We start from the raw sequence: 16,579 nt of genomic DNA on the forward strand, positions 1-16,579 counted from the left end.
GCGACTGTGACCACGTGATAAACGCGAAAAAGAAAAAAGGGTAGCCGAGGCTACCCTTTTTAATCAATCACACAACAAGCCCTGGCTTAACCGCCGAACTTCTTGCGGATCTGCTGGACGGTGCGCAGCTGAGCTGACGCCTCGGCCAGACGTGCGGCGGCGGAACCGTAATCGAACTCCGCGCCACGTTCATGCAGGGCCTTCTCGGCAGCCTTGACGGCTTCCTGAGCGGAGGCTTCATCCAGGTCGGCAGCGCGTTGCACGGTATCGGCAAGCACCTTGACCATGTTCGGCTGAACCTCGAGGAAACCACCGGAGATGTAGAACACCTCGGCTTCCCCGCCTTGCTTGATCAGGCGGATCGGACCCGGTTTCAGATTAGTGATCAGCGGCGCGTGACCCAAGGCGATACCAAGATCACCCAGTGCACCGTGCGCAATCACCATCTCGACCAGGCCGGAGAAGATCTCCCCTTCCGCACTGACGATATCGCAATGGACTGTCATAGCCATCTGATTGCCTCAACCTAAATTAGCGCCCGTTGCCGGGCGCCGGGATTACAGTTTCTTGGCTTTCTCGATCGCTTCTTCGATGCCGCCAACCATGTAGAACGCTTGTTCTGGCAGGTGGTCGTAGTCACCGTTGAGGATGCCTTTGAAGCCAGCAATGGTGTCTTTCAGGGAAACGTATTTACCCGAGGCACCGGTGAAGACTTCAGCCACGAAGAACGGCTGCGACAGGAAGCGCTGGATCTTACGAGCGCGGGATACCAACTGCTTGTCGGTCTCCGACAGTTCGTCCATACCCAGGATCGCGATGATGTCCTTCAGCTCTTTGTAACGCTGTAGCACGTACTGAACGCCGCGAGCGGTTTCGTAGTGCTCGTTGCCGATCACGTTCGGGTCCAGCTGGCGCGAAGTCGAGTCCAGTGGATCGACCGCTGGGTAGATACCCAGGGAGGCGATGTCACGGGACAGTACGACGGTGGCGTCCAAGTGGGCGAAGGTGGTCGCCGGCGACGGGTCGGTCAAGTCATCCGCGGGAACGTAGACGGCCTGGATCGAGGTAATCGAACCGTTCTTGGTCGAAGTGATGCGCTCTTGCAGCACGCCCATCTCTTCAGCCAGGGTCGGCTGGTAACCTACTGCCGAAGGCATACGGCCCAGCAGTGCGGATACTTCGGTACCGGCCAGGGTGTAACGGTAGATGTTGTCGACGAACAGCAGAACGTCGTTACCTTCGTCACGGAACTTCTCGGCCATGGTCAGGCCGGTCAGCGCGACGCGCAGACGGTTGCCCGGCGGCTCGTTCATCTGACCGTAAACCAGTGCCACTTTGTCCAGAACGTTGGAGTCCTTCATCTCGTGGTAGAAGTCGTTACCCTCACGGGTACGCTCACCCACACCGGCGAACACGGAATAACCGCTGTGCTCGATGGCGATGTTACGGATCAGTTCCATCATGTTTACGGTCTTGCCGACACCGGCACCACCGAACAGACCGACTTTACCGCCCTTGGCGAACGGGCAAACCAGGTCGATAACCTTGATGCCGGTTTCCAGCAGGTCGTTGCCGCCTGCTTGTTCCGCGAAGGAAGGCGCAGGACGGTGAATGCCCCAGCGCTCTTCGGTGTCGATCGGGCCAGCTTCGTCGATCGGGTTGCCGAGGACGTCCATGATCCGGCCCAGGGTCGCTTTACCGACCGGTACGGAGATGGCAGCGCCAGAGTCGACAACGTCCAGACCGCGCTTCAGGCCTTCGGTGGAACCCATCGCAATGGTACGCACCACGCCGTCGCCCAGCTGCTGCTGGACTTCCAGGGTGGTTTCCGCGCCTTGTACTTTCAGCGCGTTGTAGATGCTCGGTACGCTGTCGCGTGGAAATTCCACGTCGATAACGGCGCCGATGATTTGAACGATACGTCCGCTACTCATAGCTGGATCCTCTGAATATTTGAACCGTTAAACCGCGGCAGCGCCGCCGACGATTTCCGAGATCTCTTGGGTGATCGCAGCCTGACGCGCCTTGTTGTAGATCAGCTGCAAATCGCTGATCAAATCACCGGCGTTGTCGGTAGCGTTCTTCATCGCGATCATCCGCGCCGCTTGTTCAGCCGCGTTGTTCTCGACCACCGCCTGGTAGACCTGCGACTCCACGTAACGCACCATCAGGCCGTCAAGCAGCTCTTTGGCGTCCGGTTCGTAGAGATAGTCCCAGTGGTGCTTGAGTTCTTGATCCGGGGTCGCCACCAGAGGAATCAACTGCTCCACTGTAGGCTGCTGGGTCATGGTGTTGATGAACTTGTTGGACACCACGGACAGGCGGTCAATACGGCCGTCCAGGTAGGCATCCAGCATCACCTTGACGCTGCCGATCAGATCGTTGATCGACGGCTCTTCACCCAGGTGGCTGATAGCGGCGACGACGTTACCGCCGAAGTTGCGGAAGAATGCCGCACCCTTGCTACCGACCACACACAGATCAATCTCGACGCCGTTTTCGCGGTTTACCGCCATGTCCTTGACCAGGGCCTTGAACAGGTTGGTGTTCAAGCCGCCGCACAGACCACGGTCACTGCTCACCACGACATAGCCGACGCGCTTGACGGCGCGGTCGATCATGAACGGGTGGCGGTATTCCGGGTTGGCGTTGGCCAGATGCCCAATTACCTGGCGGATACGCTCCGCATAAGGACGGCTAGCAGCCATGCGCATTTGTGCCTTGCGCATTTTGCTGACCGCCACTTTTTCCATGGCGCTGGTAATCTTTTGCGTGCTTTTGATGCTCGCAATCTTACTGCGAATCTCTTTTGCGCCTGCCATGTAACACCTATCAGGTTAGCAAGCGGGAGCCTTGCGGCTCCCGCTGCGGCTTACCAGGTTTGGGTGGCCTTGAACTTCTCGATACCAGCCTTCAGGCCAGCGTCGATCTCGTCATTGAAGTCACCCTTCACGTTGATCTTGGCCAACAAGTCGGCATGATCGCGGTTGAAGTAAGCAATCAGCGCTTGTTCGAAGCTACCGACCTTGGCGATTTCGACGTCAGTCAGGAACCCACGCTCAGCGGCATACAGCGACAGCGACATGTCGGCAATCGACATTGGCGCGTATTGCTTCTGCTTCATCAGCTCGGTAACGCGCTGACCGTGTTCAAGTTGCTTGCGGGTCGCTTCGTCCAGGTCAGAAGCGAACTGGGCGAATGCCGCCAGTTCACGGTACTGAGCCAGGGCGGTACGGATACCACCGGACAGCTTCTTGATGATCTTGGTCTGAGCGGCACCACCTACGCGGGATACCGAAACACCGGCGTTCACAGCAGGACGGATCCCGGAGTTGAACATGGCCGATTCCAGGAAGATCTGACCGTCGGTGATGGAAATCACGTTGGTCGGAACGAACGCGGAAACGTCGCCAGCCTGGGTTTCGATGATCGGCAGCGCGGTCAAGGAACCGGTCTTGCCAGTCACTGCGCCCTTGGTGAACTTCTCGACGTACTCTTCCGAAACGCGGGATGCGCGCTCCAGCAGACGGGAGTGGAGATAGAACACGTCGCCTGGGTAGGCTTCACGGCCTGGTGGACGGCGCAGCAGCAGGGAAATCTGGCGGTAGGCCACTGCTTGCTTGGACAGATCGTCATAAACGATCAGCGCGTCTTCACCGCGGTCGCGGAAGTATTCGCCCATGGTGCAACCGGAGTACGGTGCCAGGAACTGCAGCGCAGGAGATTCCGAAGCACTGGCCGCCACGATGATCGTGTTGGCCAGGGCGCCGTTTTCTTCCAGCTTGCGAACCACGTTGGCGATGGTCGATTGTTTCTGACCGATAGCCACGTAGACGCAGAAAATGCCGCTGTCTTTCTGGTTGATGATCGCGTCGATCGCCAGAGCGGTTTTACCGATCTGACGGTCACCGATGATCAGCTCACGCTGGCCACGGCCGACCGGGATCATGGCATCGACAGCCTTGTAGCCAGTCTGTACAGGCTGGTCTACCGACTTACGCCAGATCACGCCTGGAGCAACTTTCTCGACCGCGTCGGTCTCGGTGTTGTTCAGCGGACCTTTGCCATCAACTGGGTTACCCAGTGCGTCGACAACGCGACCCAGCAGTTCCTTACCGACCGGAACTTCGAGGATGCGGCCGGTGCACTTGGCGCTCATGCCTTCAGCCAGACTGGTGTAAGCGCCCAGTACCACGGCACCTACGGAGTCTTGCTCGAGGTTGAGGGCCATACCGTAGACGCCGCCCGGAAACTCGATCATCTCGCCGTACATGACGTCGGCCAGACCGTGAATCCGCACGATACCGTCAGACACGCTGACGACAGTGCCTTCGTTACGGGCTTGGGAGGTCACATCGAGCTTGTCGATGCGGCCCTTGATAATTTCACTTATTTCGGAAGGATTGAGTTGCTGCATTGCTCTGCTGCCCCTTCAAACTCAAGATTTCAATGCTTCGGCCAGGTTCGCGAGTTTGCCGCGAACCGAGCCATCGATAACCAGGTCGCCGGCGCGGATCACGACACCACCAATCAGGGCGGCGTCCTCCGCAACTTGCAGGCGCACTTCCCGATTGAGTCGTGCACTGAGAACCTTGGCGAGTTTGTCTTGCTGTTCTTGGTTCAATGCAAAAGCACTGGTGACTTCCACGTCTACCGATTTCTCTTGTTCGGCCTTGTACAGGTCGAACAGAGCGGCGATCTCCGGCAACAGCAGGAGACGGTCGTTTTCAGCAACGACATGGATGAAATTCTGTGCCTTGACATCGAACTTGTCGCCACACACGTCAATGAACGTGGTGGCCTTTTCTGCGCTCGTCAGTCGCGGGGCCTTGAGCACGCGCTGCATGGTGTCGTCTTCCGACACCGCTGCTGCCAGGCCGAGCATGGCTGACCAATTGGCCAGTTGCTGGTGGGCCTGAGCGTGCTCGAAGGCCGCCTTAGCGTAAGGTCGGGCCAACGTGGTCAGTTCTGCCATGATCGCCCTCGCTTAGATTTCAGTAGCCAGTTGTTTAACCAGCTCTGCGTGCGCGTTTTGATCGATTGTCTGGCCCAGAATCTTCCCAGCACCTTCGACGACCAGGCTACCCAATTGGGTGCGCAGCGCGTCTTTGACACTGTTGAGTTCCTGTTCGATCTCGGCCTGAGCCTGAGCCTTCACACGGTCAGCTTCGACGCGAGCCTGTTCACGGGCCTCGTCGACGATCTGGTTACCGCGTTTCTTGGCTTGCTCAATGATTTCGGCTGCCTGAGCTTTCGCATCGCGCAGTTGATGACCCGCTTTCTCTTGGGCCAACTCCAGGTCGCGAGCTGCTCGGCTGGCAGCGTCCAGTCCATCCGCGATCTTCTTCTGACGTTCGTGCAGTGCCGCAATGACCGGAGGCCACACGAACTTCATGCAAAACAGTACAAAAATGAGGAACGCAACGGACTGGCCAATCAGGGTCGCATTAATGTTCACGCCAACACCTCGCTCGTTCGTTGTCCATCACACCAATCAACTCGAAACATCCGAGTGATCAGCCAGCGAGTTGACCGACGAAGGGGTTCGCGAAGGTGAAGAACAGAGCAATACCGACACCGATCATGGTCACGGCGTCGAGCAGACCGGCAACGATGAACATTTTGACTTGCAGCATTGGGACCATTTCTGGCTGACGCGCGGCGCCTTCCAGGAACTTGCCGCCCAGCAGGCCGAAACCAATTGCGGTACCCAGTGCGCCCAGGCCGATCAACAGTGCAACAGCGATAGCGGTTAGACCAACTACAGTTTCCATCTTTCCTCCCGACTTTTACGTCGTATGGTTTAGGTTTTTTTAATTTAAAGCGGTAAAACAAATCGTTTCGCGGCCCCTTGCGGGGCCACCCCGCGCCGAGGCGCCGGGAACATCAGAGCCGCCGGGACGGCTCTTAATGGTTTTCTTCGTGTGCCATCGACAGGTAGACGATGGTCAGCATCATGAAGATGAACGCCTGCAGGGTGATGATCAGGATGTGGAACACCGCCCACGCCCATTGCAGCACCACGCCCAGGCCGCTGAGCCAGAGCAGGCCGCTGCCGAACATCACGGCGATCAGGATGAACACCAGCTCGCCGGCATACATGTTGCCGAACAGTCGCAGGGCCAGGGAGATCGGCTTGGCGATCAGGGTGACGAATTCCAGCAGGAAGTTCACCGGGATCAGCAGGGCTTGAACGAAGATGTTCTTGCTGCCGAACGGGTGCAGGGTCAGTTCGCCGATGAAACCGCCGAGGCCCTTGATCTTGATGCTGTAGAAAATGATCAGTGCGAAGACCGAGAAGGCCATGCCCAGGGTCGCGTTCGGGTCGGTGGTCGACACGGCGCGGAACGGGATGTGCTCGTCACCGGTGATCAGCATCGCCAGGTGTGGAATCCAGTCGACCGGGATCAGGTCGACGGCGTTCATCAGGAACACCCAGACGAAGATGGTCAGGGCCAGCGGTGCAATCACCGGGCTACGGCCGTGGAAGCTGTCCTTCACGCTGCCGTCGACGAACTCGACCAGGACTTCGACGAAGTTCTGCAGTGCGCCGGGTTGACCGGAGGTGGCTTTCTTCGCCGCCATGCGGAAAAGAAGGATGAAGATCAGGCCCAGTGCGACAGACCAGCCCAGAGTATCCAGGTGGAATGCCCAGAAGCCCATGGCCTTGGCCTCTGCTGCGGAATGGGCAAAGCCCCAGCCGCCAGTAGGGAGCTGACCGAAGGTCAGGTTCTGCAGGTGGTGCTGGATATAGCCCGAAGCGGTTGTTTCTGCTGACATGGTTGCCTCAAACGCCCTAAGGTCTCGAAAGTCTTGTTTTCATTAGCACGGGTGCGAACCAGCTGACCGACTGGGTCAGCACGAAGACACCGAAGACTGCTATCGGCGCCAATGGCTTCACACCTGCGAACGTCAGTGCAAACAGCACTGCCGTCAAAATCAATTTACCCGCCTCGCCGGCATAAAAAGACCGGACGATGGACTGGGCTGCTCGGGCGCCGGAAAACCGAAAGGCCCTGTGAGCAAAATACACATTGGGGAGCAAGGCTATCAGGCCTCCGCAGAGTCCTGAGTATCCGGCAACGACACCGCGCCATTGCCAAAGCGCCACAGCGGCCACCAGCAAAACGACAAACTGGGCCAACAAAACCGGAAATACCGCCAAGCGATGGAACGGCAACCTGTTTGGCCTGCGGGTTTCCATCACTCACGCTCCTCAAGGGTCGGCTGCCAACCATCAATAACTTGGCATAAATTGTGCCGACAAAATGCGCGCAGAGTATAGGGGCGGTTCAGCCCCTATTCAACTGTCGGGTAGTGATTTCCGACTGCTCGCTACATGAGGAAATGTTTCAGCAGATTTAGCGGATATGGGCGAGTACCCCTTGTAGTTCATCCAGGGAGTTATAGCGAATCACCAGTTGGCCTTTTCCTTTCTGGCCATGGCGAATCTGCACCGAAGAGCCCAGCCGCTCTGCCAGGCGCTGTTCCAGGCGACTGATGTCCGGGTCGACCTTGGCGGGCTCGACAGGCTCCTGTTTGCCGCTCAGCCACTGGCGAACCAGTGCCTCGGTTTGGCGCACCGTGAGCCCCCGTGCGACAACATGTCGCGCCCCTTCGACCTGCCGGTCATCCGGCAAACCGAGCAAGGCCCGGGCATGACCCATTTCCAGGTCGCCGTGGGACAACATGGTCTTGATCACTTCCGGCAACGCGATCAGGCGCAGCAAGTTGGCCACGGTTACGCGGGACTTGCCCACGGCTTCGGCAACCTGTTGCTGGGTCAGCTGGAATTCCTGCTGCAAGCGCTGCAGGGCCACGGCTTCCTCGATCGGGTTGAGGTCTTCGCGCTGGATGTTCTCGATCAGCGCCATGGCGATGGCGGTTTCGTCCGGCACATCGCGGACCATGGCCGGAATAGTTTCCTGCCCGGCCTGCTGGCTGGCGCGCCAGCGGCGTTCGCCGGCAATGATTTCAAAGCGACCGCCGCCGACGGGGCGTACCACGATCGGCTGCATCACGCCCTGGGCCTTGATCGACTGCGCCAGTTCTTCCAGTGCCTGGGGGTCCATGTCGCGGCGCGGCTGGTACTTGCCGCGCTGGATCAGGTCCAGCGGCAGGTGCTGCAACTCCCGTTGATCGGCCTGGACGGCCTGTTCTTCCAGCGAACTGACAGTCGGACCACTCAGCAGTGCATCCAGTCCACGTCCGAGACCTCGTTTCTTGACGGCCATGGGGATTCCTTAAGTTGCCGGAGCTGCGGTGCGTGAAGGGCGGCGTTGACGACGAACCATCTCGCCCGCCAGGGCCAGGTAGGCCACGGCGCCACGGGATTGTTTGTCGTATGCCAGCGCTGGCATGCCGTAGCTGGGAGCTTCGGCCAGACGGATGTTGCGCGGGATCACGGTGTCGTACAGCTGATCACCGAAATGTTCCTTGAGCTGTGCGGAAACGTCGTTCATCAAACTCAGACGCGGGTCGTACATGGTCCGCAGCAAGCCTTCGACTTTCAGCTCCGGATTGAGCAACTCGGCGATGCGCTTGATGTTATCCACAAGGTCGCTGAGTCCTTCCAGGGCAAAGTATTCGCACTGCATGGGGATAATTACCCCATCGGCGGCCACCAGCGCATTGAGGGTCAGCATCGACAGCGACGGCGGGCAGTCGATGAGGATGAAGTCGTAATTCTCGCGAATCGGCGCCAGGGCGTTGCGCAGACGGCTTTCCTTCATCTGCATTTCCAGCAGCACCACTTCGGCCGCCGTCAGGTCGCGGTTGGCCGGCAGCAGTTGATAACCGCCGTGCTCGGAGAAGTGCATGGCCTGGGCCAGGTCGCATTCGCCGATCAGCACATCGTAGATGGAGTTTTCCAGGCCGTGCTTATCCACACCGCTACCCATGGTGGCGTTGCCCTGTGGATCGAGGTCGATCAGCAGCACCCGACGCTTGGTGGCGACCAGGGATGCTGCGAGGTTGATGCAGGTGGTGGTCTTGCCCACGCCACCTTTCTGGTTCGCTATCGCGAATACCTTAGCCATTCTTGCTTGTGTTCCCAATCATGCCGTGCGGCGCAGTATCAGCAGATGGCGTTGGCCTTGGCAACCGGGTACGGCCAAGGCGTGTTCGCTATCGAGGTGGAAGTCTGCCGGCAATGCTACCAGCTCATCGGCGGGATGGACGCCCTTCATTGCCAGCCAGCGTGTATCAGCGTCGCCGAGGTGGCGAGTCCAGCCGGTGAAGTTCTCCATGCTGCTGAAGGCCCGGGAAATGATCCCGTTGAACGGCTGCGGCGGCTGGAAGGCTTCGACCCGGCTGTGGATAACTTGCAGGTTATCCAGTTTGAGTTCGAGTTTGACCTGGGTCAGGAAACGGGTTTTCTTGCCGTTGCTGTCCAGGCAGGTCACTTGTGAATCGGGAAACAGGATCGCCAGGGGTATCCCCGGCATCCCGCCGCCGCTGCCGACATCGAGCCAGCGGCCGTTTTCGACGAAGGACATCACGCTCAGGCTGTCGAGCAGATGGCGCGAGACCATTTCGTCAGGATCGCGAACGGCGGTGAGGTTGTAGGCCTGGTTCCATTTGATCAACAGGGCCAGATAACCCAGCAGCAAGGCGTGCTGGGTTTCACTCAACTCGATGCCGAGCTGGCGGGCACCTGTGGATAACTCTTCTGCGTGTTGCGAAGTAACCAACGAACTCAAGCGCTTTGCTCCAACTGACGGCCGGCGCCGCGTTTTTTCAGGTGAATCATCAACAGGGAAATCGCCGCCGGCGTCACACCGGGGATTCGCGAAGCCTGGCCCAGGGTCTCCGGACGGGTTGCGCTGAGCTTGCTCTGGATCTCCTTGGACAGCCCGGAAATACCGGTGTACTCGATATCCACAGGCAGCTTGGTGTCTTCACTGGCGCGCAGACGAGCGATTTCGTCCTGCTGGCGATCGATATAACCGGCGTATTTGGTCTTGATCTCGACCTGCTCGGCGACTTGCGGATCCTCGGCGCCCTGCCCGGTCACGGCGACCAGACCAGCGTAGTCGATTTCCGGACGGCTCAGCAGGTTCAGCAAATTGTATTCGTGGGTCAGCGGCGTGCCGAACTTCTCGGCAATGGCATCACCCTGCTCGGTGCCCGGGCGGACCCAGGTGCTTTTCAGGCGCTGTTCTTCCAGCTCGATGCTTTCGCGTTTCTTGCAGAAAGCCGCCCAGCGCACGTCATCCACCAGACCCAGTTCGCGACCTTTTTCGGTCAGGCGCAGGTCGGCGTTGTCTTCGCGCAGGATCAGCCGGTATTCGGCGCGGGAGGTAAACATCCGATACGGTTCCTGGGTACCCAGTGTAATCAGGTCGTCGACCAACACTCCGATATACGCCTCGTCGCGACGCGGGCACCAGCTGTCCTTGCCCTGGGCGCGCAGTGCGGCGTTGGCCCCAGCGAGCAAACCTTGGGCGCCGGCTTCTTCGTAACCGGTGGTGCCGTTGATCTGCCCGGCGAAGAACAGACCGCCGATCACCTTGGTTTCCAGGCTGTACTTCAGGTCACGGGGATCGAAGTAGTCGTATTCGATGGCATAACCGGGACGCACGATATGGGCGTTTTCCATGCCGCGGATCGATTGGACGATCTGCAACTGCACGTCGAACGGCAGGGATGTGGATATCCCGTTCGGGTACAGCTCATGGGTGGTCAGGCCTTCGGGTTCGATAAAGACCTGATGGCTTTCCTTGTCGGCAAAGCGATGGATCTTGTCTTCGATGGACGGGCAATAACGCGGACCGATGCCTTCGATCACCCCGGAATACATCGGCGAACGATCGAGGTTCGCAGCAATGATTTCATGGGTGCGGGCGTTGGTGTGGGTAATCCAGCAACTGACCTGCCGTGGGTGCTGCTCTTTCGAGCCCATGAACGACATCACCGGGATCGGTGTATCCCCAGGTTGTTCGGACATCACCGAGAAATCCACGGAACGACCGTCAATGCGCGGTGGCGTACCGGTTTTCAGGCGGCCGACACGCAATGGCAGTTCCCGCAGACGTTGGGCCAGGGCAATCGACGGTGGGTCGCCGGCACGGCCGCCGGAATAGTTCTGCATGCCGATGTGGATAAGTCCACCGAGGAAGGTCCCGGTGGTCAAAACCACGGATTCGGCGAAGAAACGCAGGCCCATCTGGGTGACAACACCACGAACCTGGTCCTGCTCGACGATCAGGTCGTCAGCGGCCTGTTGAAATATCCACAGGTTCGGCTGGTTCTCCAGGATCTCGCGTACAGCCGCTTTGTACAGGACGCGGTCGGCCTGGGCGCGGGTAGCGCGCACGGCTGGGCCTTTGCGGCTGTTCAAGACACGGAACTGGATACCGCCCTTATCGGTGGCGATGGCCATCGCGCCGCCGAGGGCATCGATTTCCTTGACCAGATGGCTTTTTCCAATCCCGCCGATCGCAGGGTTGCAGCTCATGGCACCGAGGGTTTCCACGTTATGCGTCAGCAGCAGGGTTTTTGCCCCCATGCGTGCGGACGCCAGTGCTGCCTCGGTACCGGCATGACCGCCGCCGATGACGATCACTTCAAAACGGGAAGGGAAATCCACCACGCACCTCGTGCCTGCTTCAAGTAGGTAATTAGGAATAGGGTCGGCCCACTTTTTTGAGCCAGGTCGTCAAGTATAGGGACTTCCCCCCTCCTAAAGAACCCTTTGCACAAAATTTAACCAGCTGTGGATGACTGGCGGATAATAGAAATTAAAAAGAAAGAAATTTATAAGATCTTTGTTTTTATGTTTATTCTTAGCGGGCACCATTTCTGTGGATAAGGTGCTACAGGCCTTATTTATCAATGTGTACAGAGATTCAAAAGTCTGTGGTCATCTGGCCACGAGGGTTTGGGATAACCGGCCTGAGCCTGTGGATTAAACAGGTAGTTATCCACAGACGGGTTCATCCTCAGTTTTCAGGCCCTGTTATCAACCGAGCTGAGGCAGGGTTATTCACAGGGCTTAATCCACAGAAAAACGTCTGATGGGGTAAATCCCAGGCAGCCAAAAGCCGCCGGAACGATCTGGAATCATCCGGCCAGCAAAGAAATGTAGGAGTGAGAGCGATCTTAGGGCGCCGCAATACCTGACGTAGCGGCATTCGATCTTGGGAACACAACGAAACCTGTAGGAGCATGGCTTGCCAGCGAAGCTTTTAGCGATCTCAGGAACGCTTTCGCGGGCAAGCCCTGTTCCTACAAGGGATACGGTTGCTGCAGGTAAGACTATTTACCGATGCAGAAGCTGGAAAAGATCCGCCCCAACAGGTCATCCGAGCTGAATGCGCCAGTAATCTCGCCGAGGAACTGCTGAGCGTGACGCAGATCCTCGGCCAACAGCTCGCCAGCACCCGCCAAGGTCAACTGTGCATGACCGTGCTCCAGGGCCGCGCTGGCATGCCGCAGGGCTTCCAGATGGCGGCGACGGGCGCTGAAGCTGCTTTCGGAGGTCTGTTCATAACCCATGCAGGCCTTGAGGTGCTCGCGCAACAGCTCCAACCCCTCGCCACCGACCTTGGCGCTCAAGCTGATGGTGACATGGCCATCTTCGCTGACTTCCATCGCCATGGCCTCGCCACTCAGGTCAGCCTTGTTGCGGATCAAGGTCACCTTGGCCGGATCAGGCCGCTGTTCGAGGAATTCCGGCCACAAGGCAAAAGGATCCACAGCCTCCGGCGCCGTTGCATCTACCACCAGCAACACCCGATCGGCCTCGCCAATGGCCTTGAGCGCACGTTCCACGCCAATTTTTTCCACTTGGTCGTCGGTATCCCGCAAACCAGCGGTATCCACCACGTGCAGGGGCATGCCGTCGATGTGGATATGTTCACGCAGAACATCGCGGGTGGTGCCGGCAATCTCGGTGACGATCGCCGCCTCGCGTCCGGCCAGGGCATTGAGCAGGCTGGACTTGCCGGCATTCGGCCGGCCGGCAATCACCACCGTCATGCCGTCGCGCAACAAGGCACCCTGCCCGGCTTCACGCATCACTGTGGATAACTCGTTGCGCACCGCATCGAGCAAGGCCAGCACATGACCGTCGGCAAGGAAGTCGATTTCTTCCTCGGGAAAGTCGATGGCCGCTTCCACATAGATCCGCAGGCCGATCAGTTGCTCGGTGAGGTTATGCACACGCATGGAAAAGGCGCCTTGCAATGAACGCAGGGCATTGCGGGCTGCCTGTGCGGAACTGGCCTCGATCAGATCGGCAATCGCCTCGGCCTGGGCCAGGTCGAGTTTGTCATTGAGAAAGGCCCGCTCGCTGAATTCACCTGGCCGGGCCAACCGACAGCCCAGCTGCAGGCAACGTTGCAGCAGCATATCCAGGACCACCGGACCACCGTGGCCCTGCAGCTCGAGCACATCTTCACCGGTAAAGGAGTTCGGACCCGGGAAATACAGCGCGATGCCTTCATCGAGCACATCACCGCTGCCATCCAGGAACGGGCCGTAGTGGGCATAGCGCGGTTTCAACTCGCGACCGGCGATGGCCAGCGCCGCGGTGTGCGCCAAAGGCCCGGAAATTCGGACAATACCGACCCCGCCACGGCCCTGGGCAGTGGCAACGGCAGCGATGGTTTCCCGAGGAATGCTCATGACGCAGGTCTCGACACTAGGAAATGGCAGATAGCAAAACGCCCCACTAGGGGGCGTTTTGAGTGGTTATCCACAGAGTAGGTTACGCAGTGGCTTTCTTGGTAGCCGCTTCGATCTTACGTGTGATGTACCACTGTTGGGTGATGGACAGGCAGTTGTTCACAACCCAGTACAGCACCAGACCTGCAGGGAACCACAGGAAGAAGAAGGTGAAGATGATCGGCATCAGCTTCATCACCTTGGCCTGCATCGGATCCGGCGGAGTCGGGTTCAGACGCTGCTGGATAAACATGGTTGCGCCCATGATGATCGGCAGGATGAAGAACGGATCCTTGATCGACAGGTCGGTAATCCACAGGATGAACGGTGCCTGGCGCATTTCAACGCTTTCCAGCAACACCCAGTACAGGGAAAGGAAAACCGGCATCTGCACCAGGATCGGCAGGCAGCCGCCCAGTGGATTGATCTTCTCTTTCTTGTACAGCTCCATCATGGCTTGCGACATTTTCTGCCGGTCGTCGCCATGCTGCTCTTTCAGTGCCGCCAGTTTCGGTGCCACGGCACGCATGCGCGCCATCGATTTGTAGCTGGCCGCCGACAATGGGAAGAACAGACCCTTGATCAGCATGGTCAGAACGATAATCGAGAAACCCCAGTTACCCAGCAGGCTGTGGATATGTTGCAGCAACCAGAAGATCGGTTGGGCGATAAACCACAGGATGCCGTAGTCGACCGTCAATTCCAGGCCTGGGGACAACTGTTTCAGCACGGCCTGGCTTTTCGGGCCGGCGTACAGAATGGCGCTGGTCTCGGTTTTCTGGCCTGGGGCCAGGGTCAGCGAAGGACCGGTGTAGCCAATGATGTAGTTGCCTTGGCTATCCTTGCGGGTGGTCACGACATTGCTGTCGCCCTTGGCCGGAATCCAGGCGGTCACGAAGTAGTGTTGCAGCCAGGCAACCCAGCCACCTTGAACGGTTTCCTTCAGCTGGCCCTTGTCGATATCTTTCATCGACACTTTTTTGTACGGCTCCGAACTTGTCCACAGGGCGGCGCCCAGGTAGGTCGCGGTGCCGGTGGCGGTGCTGGAGGAAGGATCGGCGCTGTTGTCACGTTTCAGCTGGGCAAACATCGCACCCGACCAGGGCTGGGCGCTTTCGTTGTCGATCAGATAAGACACGGTTACGTCATACAGGCCGCGTTTCAGGGTGAAACGCTTGATGTAATTGACACCGTTCTCGCTGAATTTCAGGTCGACGGACAGTTGGTCCTGACCGTCAGCCAGTTGATAACTTTTCTGTGCCGAAGCGTACAGCGGGCGACCGGCCGAACTTGCATCCGGGCCGTTGGCGCCAATCAGGCCGCTCTGTGCCAGGTAGGTACGCTCGCCACCGTTGTCGAACAACTGGAAAGGAATTTCCGGATGGTCCTGACGACGTGGATAAAGCGGCAGCTTCAGCTGGGCAACATCCCCACCTTTTGGATCGATAGCCAGGTCGAGCACATCCGTTTTGATATGGATGAGGTCGTTGCTGGCAGCCACCGGTGCTTCAACAGGTGCACTGGTGTCATTGGCTGCACGTGGAATGTCATCACTGGCGCTTGTTTTGTTGCCAGATACCGAATCCGGCAAGCCGGGAACGGTGGTGCTGGAAGCGACATTCTGGGTCGGCAGGGCAGCTTGACCGTAGTCCTGGTTCCATTTGAGGACCCCGACATAGGTCACGATTGCCAGGGCGACGATCAGGATCGTGCGTTTGATATCCATGATTACTCGGCCATCGAAGAAGAACGGGAGGTAGGGATTGGTGGAACCGGGTCATAACCACCGGCATTCCACGGATGACAGCGACCTAAGCGACGAACGGTCAGCCAGCCACCGCGCAGGAGTCCATGTGTTTCGATGGCTTCATACGCGTAGCAAGAACAACTGGGGTAGAAACGACAGTGATTGGCCATCAAGGGACTGATGGCATAGCGATAAAACTGGATCGGAACGAGGGCCAGTTTACGCATCTGGGCTGTCTACCCCCACAGTTTCGGTTTTGACTACCGGTACCGCTGGCGCCGTACGGGCCAAGCGTTTCCAGAGTTTGCCGAAATGCTGGATCAATTCAGGGTTTTCGATATCGCCCAGACCTTTGCGCGCGACGATAACTATGTCCCAGCCGACCAGTGAATCCTGGTGCAGTCGGAACGACTCGCGCATCAGACGTTTCAGGCGATTGCGCTCAACGGAGAGCTTGACGCTCTTTTTACCGATAACCAGCCCCAGACGGGGATGATCCAGATCGTTGTTGCGCGCAAGGAGCAGGAGATTTTTCCCCGGAACCTTGCCGGTGGGGGAGTCAAAGACTGCCTTGAAATGCCGAGGAGTAAGCAGACGCTTTTCCCGACTGAAGTCCTGACTCACCACCCGCGCCGGATTATCAAACTGCCAGACGAGCACGGCCTTTGGCGCGGCGACGCGACAGGACGGCACGACCGTTTTTGGTAGCCATGCGAGCACGGAAGCCGTGGGTGCGGGCGCGTTTGATAGTGCTGGGTTGGAAAGTACGTTTCATGGCGTTGCTACCTGGTTCGTCACAACGGGCCGGAATGGCCCCCGTTTTAAGAGACCGGGGATTCTAGAGAAAGCAAGCCCGCAGGTCAATTTCCAACCAGCTTTTACTTCATATAGATATTCGGCCCGATCTGCCTGGCACCCACCATGACCTAGATATAAGAATAAAGAAGGGAATTATTTAAAGCTTTTCTGTAAAGCTTATAGAAGCTTAGGAAGACATTATCTGTGGATAAGTACCTTGAGGCCATGAAACACCTACTGTACAGAGGATGACAACTGGGTGGGTAAGCGGTGCTCCGCCTGTGCCGCGCTGTCGGATAAGCTGTGTGTGGAATGCCATGTTATCCACAGGCCAGTTACCCACAGACTTTCGCCCCCACTTGTGCA

General features: G+C 58.2%; 18 protein-coding genes. All 18 read right to left on the reverse strand.

The window, feature by feature from the left end; translation table 11 throughout:
- Nucleotides 1–86: 86 nt before the first annotated feature.
- The 18 genes from M5C56_RS07540 to rpmH all read right to left on the reverse strand — a co-directional run bounded on the left by M5C56_RS07540 (nucleotide 87) and on the right by rpmH (nucleotide 16,190).
- Nucleotides 87–512 (reverse strand): F0F1 ATP synthase subunit epsilon, encoded by a 426-nt coding sequence (locus tag M5C56_RS07540; RefSeq protein ID WP_040071848.1) that lies wholly within the window; start codon nucleotides 510–512, stop codon nucleotides 87–89.
- Between the two features lie 45 nt (nucleotides 513–557).
- Nucleotides 558–1,934 carry a F0F1 ATP synthase subunit beta gene (gene atpD / locus M5C56_RS07545; RefSeq protein ID WP_100939907.1) on the reverse strand — a complete coding sequence of 459 codons (1,377 nt, stop codon included), beginning with the start codon at nucleotides 1,932–1,934 and terminating at the stop codon, nucleotides 558–560.
- A gap of 27 nt (nucleotides 1,935–1,961) precedes the next feature.
- Entirely contained in the window at nucleotides 1,962–2,822 is an 861-nt protein-coding gene (gene atpG, locus M5C56_RS07550; protein WP_040071850.1) for a F0F1 ATP synthase subunit gamma, read from the reverse strand.
- A gap of 50 nt (nucleotides 2,823–2,872) precedes the next feature.
- Nucleotides 2,873–4,417 carry a F0F1 ATP synthase subunit alpha gene (gene atpA / locus M5C56_RS07555; protein ID WP_100939909.1) on the reverse strand — a complete coding sequence of 515 codons (1,545 nt, stop codon included), beginning with the start codon at nucleotides 4,415–4,417 and terminating at the stop codon, nucleotides 2,873–2,875.
- A gap of 21 nt (nucleotides 4,418–4,438) precedes the next feature.
- Nucleotides 4,439–4,975, reverse strand: a complete 537-nt coding sequence (locus tag M5C56_RS07560) for a F0F1 ATP synthase subunit delta (RefSeq protein WP_103497159.1) — start codon at nucleotides 4,973–4,975, stop codon at nucleotides 4,439–4,441.
- A 12-nt stretch (nucleotides 4,976–4,987) separates the two neighbouring features.
- Complete coding sequence (locus tag M5C56_RS07565) at nucleotides 4,988–5,458, reverse strand: F0F1 ATP synthase subunit B (RefSeq protein ID WP_103497160.1); 471 nt, start codon at nucleotides 5,456–5,458, stop codon at nucleotides 4,988–4,990.
- Between the two features lie 58 nt (nucleotides 5,459–5,516).
- A complete protein-coding gene (atpE, locus tag M5C56_RS07570; RefSeq protein ID WP_002555987.1) occupies nucleotides 5,517–5,774 on the reverse strand; it encodes a F0F1 ATP synthase subunit C in 258 nt (85 codons plus the stop codon).
- Nucleotides 5,775–5,907: 133 nt separating this feature from the next.
- Entirely contained in the window at nucleotides 5,908–6,780 is an 873-nt protein-coding gene (atpB, locus tag M5C56_RS07575; protein ID WP_103497161.1) for a F0F1 ATP synthase subunit A, read from the reverse strand.
- A 16-nt stretch (nucleotides 6,781–6,796) separates the two neighbouring features.
- The gene (locus tag M5C56_RS07580) at nucleotides 6,797–7,204 is read right to left on the reverse strand and encodes a F0F1 ATP synthase subunit I (RefSeq protein WP_103497162.1); all 408 of its coding nucleotides are present in this window, start codon (nucleotides 7,202–7,204) and stop codon (nucleotides 6,797–6,799) included.
- 157 nt (nucleotides 7,205–7,361) lie between these two features.
- Nucleotides 7,362–8,234: a ParB/RepB/Spo0J family partition protein gene (locus tag M5C56_RS07585; protein WP_103497163.1), complete on the reverse strand. Its 873-nt coding sequence runs from the start codon at nucleotides 8,232–8,234 to the stop codon at nucleotides 7,362–7,364.
- A 9-nt stretch (nucleotides 8,235–8,243) separates the two neighbouring features.
- Nucleotides 8,244–9,038, reverse strand: a complete 795-nt coding sequence (locus M5C56_RS07590; RefSeq protein ID WP_103497164.1) for a ParA family protein — start codon at nucleotides 9,036–9,038, stop codon at nucleotides 8,244–8,246.
- Nucleotides 9,039–9,056: 18 nt separating this feature from the next.
- Nucleotides 9,057–9,701: a 16S rRNA (guanine(527)-N(7))-methyltransferase RsmG gene (rsmG, locus tag M5C56_RS07595; protein WP_103497165.1), complete on the reverse strand. Its 645-nt coding sequence runs from the start codon at nucleotides 9,699–9,701 to the stop codon at nucleotides 9,057–9,059.
- A complete protein-coding gene (mnmG, locus tag M5C56_RS07600; RefSeq protein WP_100939917.1) occupies nucleotides 9,698–11,590 on the reverse strand; it encodes a tRNA uridine-5-carboxymethylaminomethyl(34) synthesis enzyme MnmG in 1,893 nt (630 codons plus the stop codon). Before mnmG ends, rsmG begins: the two co-directional genes overlap by 4 nt.
- Before the next feature lie 668 nt (nucleotides 11,591–12,258).
- A complete protein-coding gene (gene mnmE / locus M5C56_RS07605; RefSeq protein WP_103497166.1) occupies nucleotides 12,259–13,629 on the reverse strand; it encodes a tRNA uridine-5-carboxymethylaminomethyl(34) synthesis GTPase MnmE in 1,371 nt (456 codons plus the stop codon).
- Nucleotides 13,630–13,711: 82 nt separating this feature from the next.
- Nucleotides 13,712–15,394, reverse strand: coding sequence for a membrane protein insertase YidC (gene yidC, locus M5C56_RS07610; protein ID WP_103497167.1), 1,683 nt, complete (start codon nucleotides 15,392–15,394; stop codon nucleotides 13,712–13,714).
- Nucleotides 15,395–15,396: 2 nt separating this feature from the next.
- Complete coding sequence (yidD, locus tag M5C56_RS07615; protein WP_100939920.1) at nucleotides 15,397–15,642, reverse strand: membrane protein insertion efficiency factor YidD; 246 nt, start codon at nucleotides 15,640–15,642, stop codon at nucleotides 15,397–15,399.
- Nucleotides 15,635–16,042, reverse strand: a complete 408-nt coding sequence (gene rnpA, locus M5C56_RS07620; protein ID WP_178129707.1) for a ribonuclease P protein component — start codon at nucleotides 16,040–16,042, stop codon at nucleotides 15,635–15,637. The genes yidD and rnpA overlap by 8 nt, the downstream gene beginning before the upstream one ends.
- A 13-nt stretch (nucleotides 16,043–16,055) precedes the next feature.
- On the reverse strand, nucleotides 16,056–16,190 hold the full coding sequence (gene rpmH, locus M5C56_RS07625) for a 50S ribosomal protein L34 (protein ID WP_003213577.1): 135 nt from the start codon (nucleotides 16,188–16,190) through the stop codon (nucleotides 16,056–16,058).
- Between the last annotated feature and the right edge of the window lie 389 nt (nucleotides 16,191–16,579).

The sequence above is a fragment of the Pseudomonas sp. MWU13-2862 genome, from assembly GCF_023242495.1.
Lineage (GTDB): Bacteria > Pseudomonadota > Gammaproteobacteria > Pseudomonadales > Pseudomonadaceae > Aquipseudomonas > Aquipseudomonas gingeri_D.

What these genes read in the sequence shown, in the direction of transcription:
- M5C56_RS07540 (WP_040071848.1), bottom strand. Translation starts at nt 512, where the DNA reads ATGGCTATGACAGTCCATTGCGATATCGTCAGTGCGGAAGGGGAGATC.
- atpD (WP_100939907.1), bottom strand. Translation starts at nt 1,934, where the DNA reads ATGAGTAGCGGACGTATCGTTCAAATCATCGGCGCCGTTATCGACGTG.
- atpG (WP_040071850.1), bottom strand. Translation starts at nt 2,822, where the DNA reads ATGGCAGGCGCAAAAGAGATTCGCAGTAAGATTGCGAGCATCAAAAGC.
- atpA (WP_100939909.1), bottom strand. Translation starts at nt 4,417, where the DNA reads ATGCAGCAACTCAATCCTTCCGAAATAAGTGAAATTATCAAGGGCCGC.
- M5C56_RS07560 (WP_103497159.1), bottom strand. Translation starts at nt 4,975, where the DNA reads ATGGCAGAACTGACCACGTTGGCCCGACCTTACGCTAAGGCGGCCTTC.
- atpE (WP_002555987.1), bottom strand. Translation starts at nt 5,774, where the DNA reads ATGGAAACTGTAGTTGGTCTAACCGCTATCGCTGTTGCACTGTTGATC.
- atpB (WP_103497161.1), bottom strand. Translation starts at nt 6,780, where the DNA reads ATGTCAGCAGAAACAACCGCTTCGGGCTATATCCAGCACCACCTGCAG.
- M5C56_RS07580 (WP_103497162.1), bottom strand. Translation starts at nt 7,204, where the DNA reads ATGGAAACCCGCAGGCCAAACAGGTTGCCGTTCCATCGCTTGGCGGTA.
- M5C56_RS07585 (WP_103497163.1), bottom strand. Translation starts at nt 8,234, where the DNA reads ATGGCCGTCAAGAAACGAGGTCTCGGACGTGGACTGGATGCACTGCTG.
- M5C56_RS07590 (WP_103497164.1), bottom strand. Translation starts at nt 9,038, where the DNA reads ATGGCTAAGGTATTCGCGATAGCGAACCAGAAAGGTGGCGTGGGCAAG.
- mnmE (WP_103497166.1), bottom strand. Translation starts at nt 13,629, where the DNA reads ATGAGCATTCCTCGGGAAACCATCGCTGCCGTTGCCACTGCCCAGGGC.
- yidC (WP_103497167.1), bottom strand. Translation starts at nt 15,394, where the DNA reads ATGGATATCAAACGCACGATCCTGATCGTCGCCCTGGCAATCGTGACC.
- yidD (WP_100939920.1), bottom strand. Translation starts at nt 15,642, where the DNA reads ATGCGTAAACTGGCCCTCGTTCCGATCCAGTTTTATCGCTATGCCATC.
- rpmH (WP_003213577.1), bottom strand. Translation starts at nt 16,190, where the DNA reads ATGAAACGTACTTTCCAACCCAGCACTATCAAACGCGCCCGCACCCAC.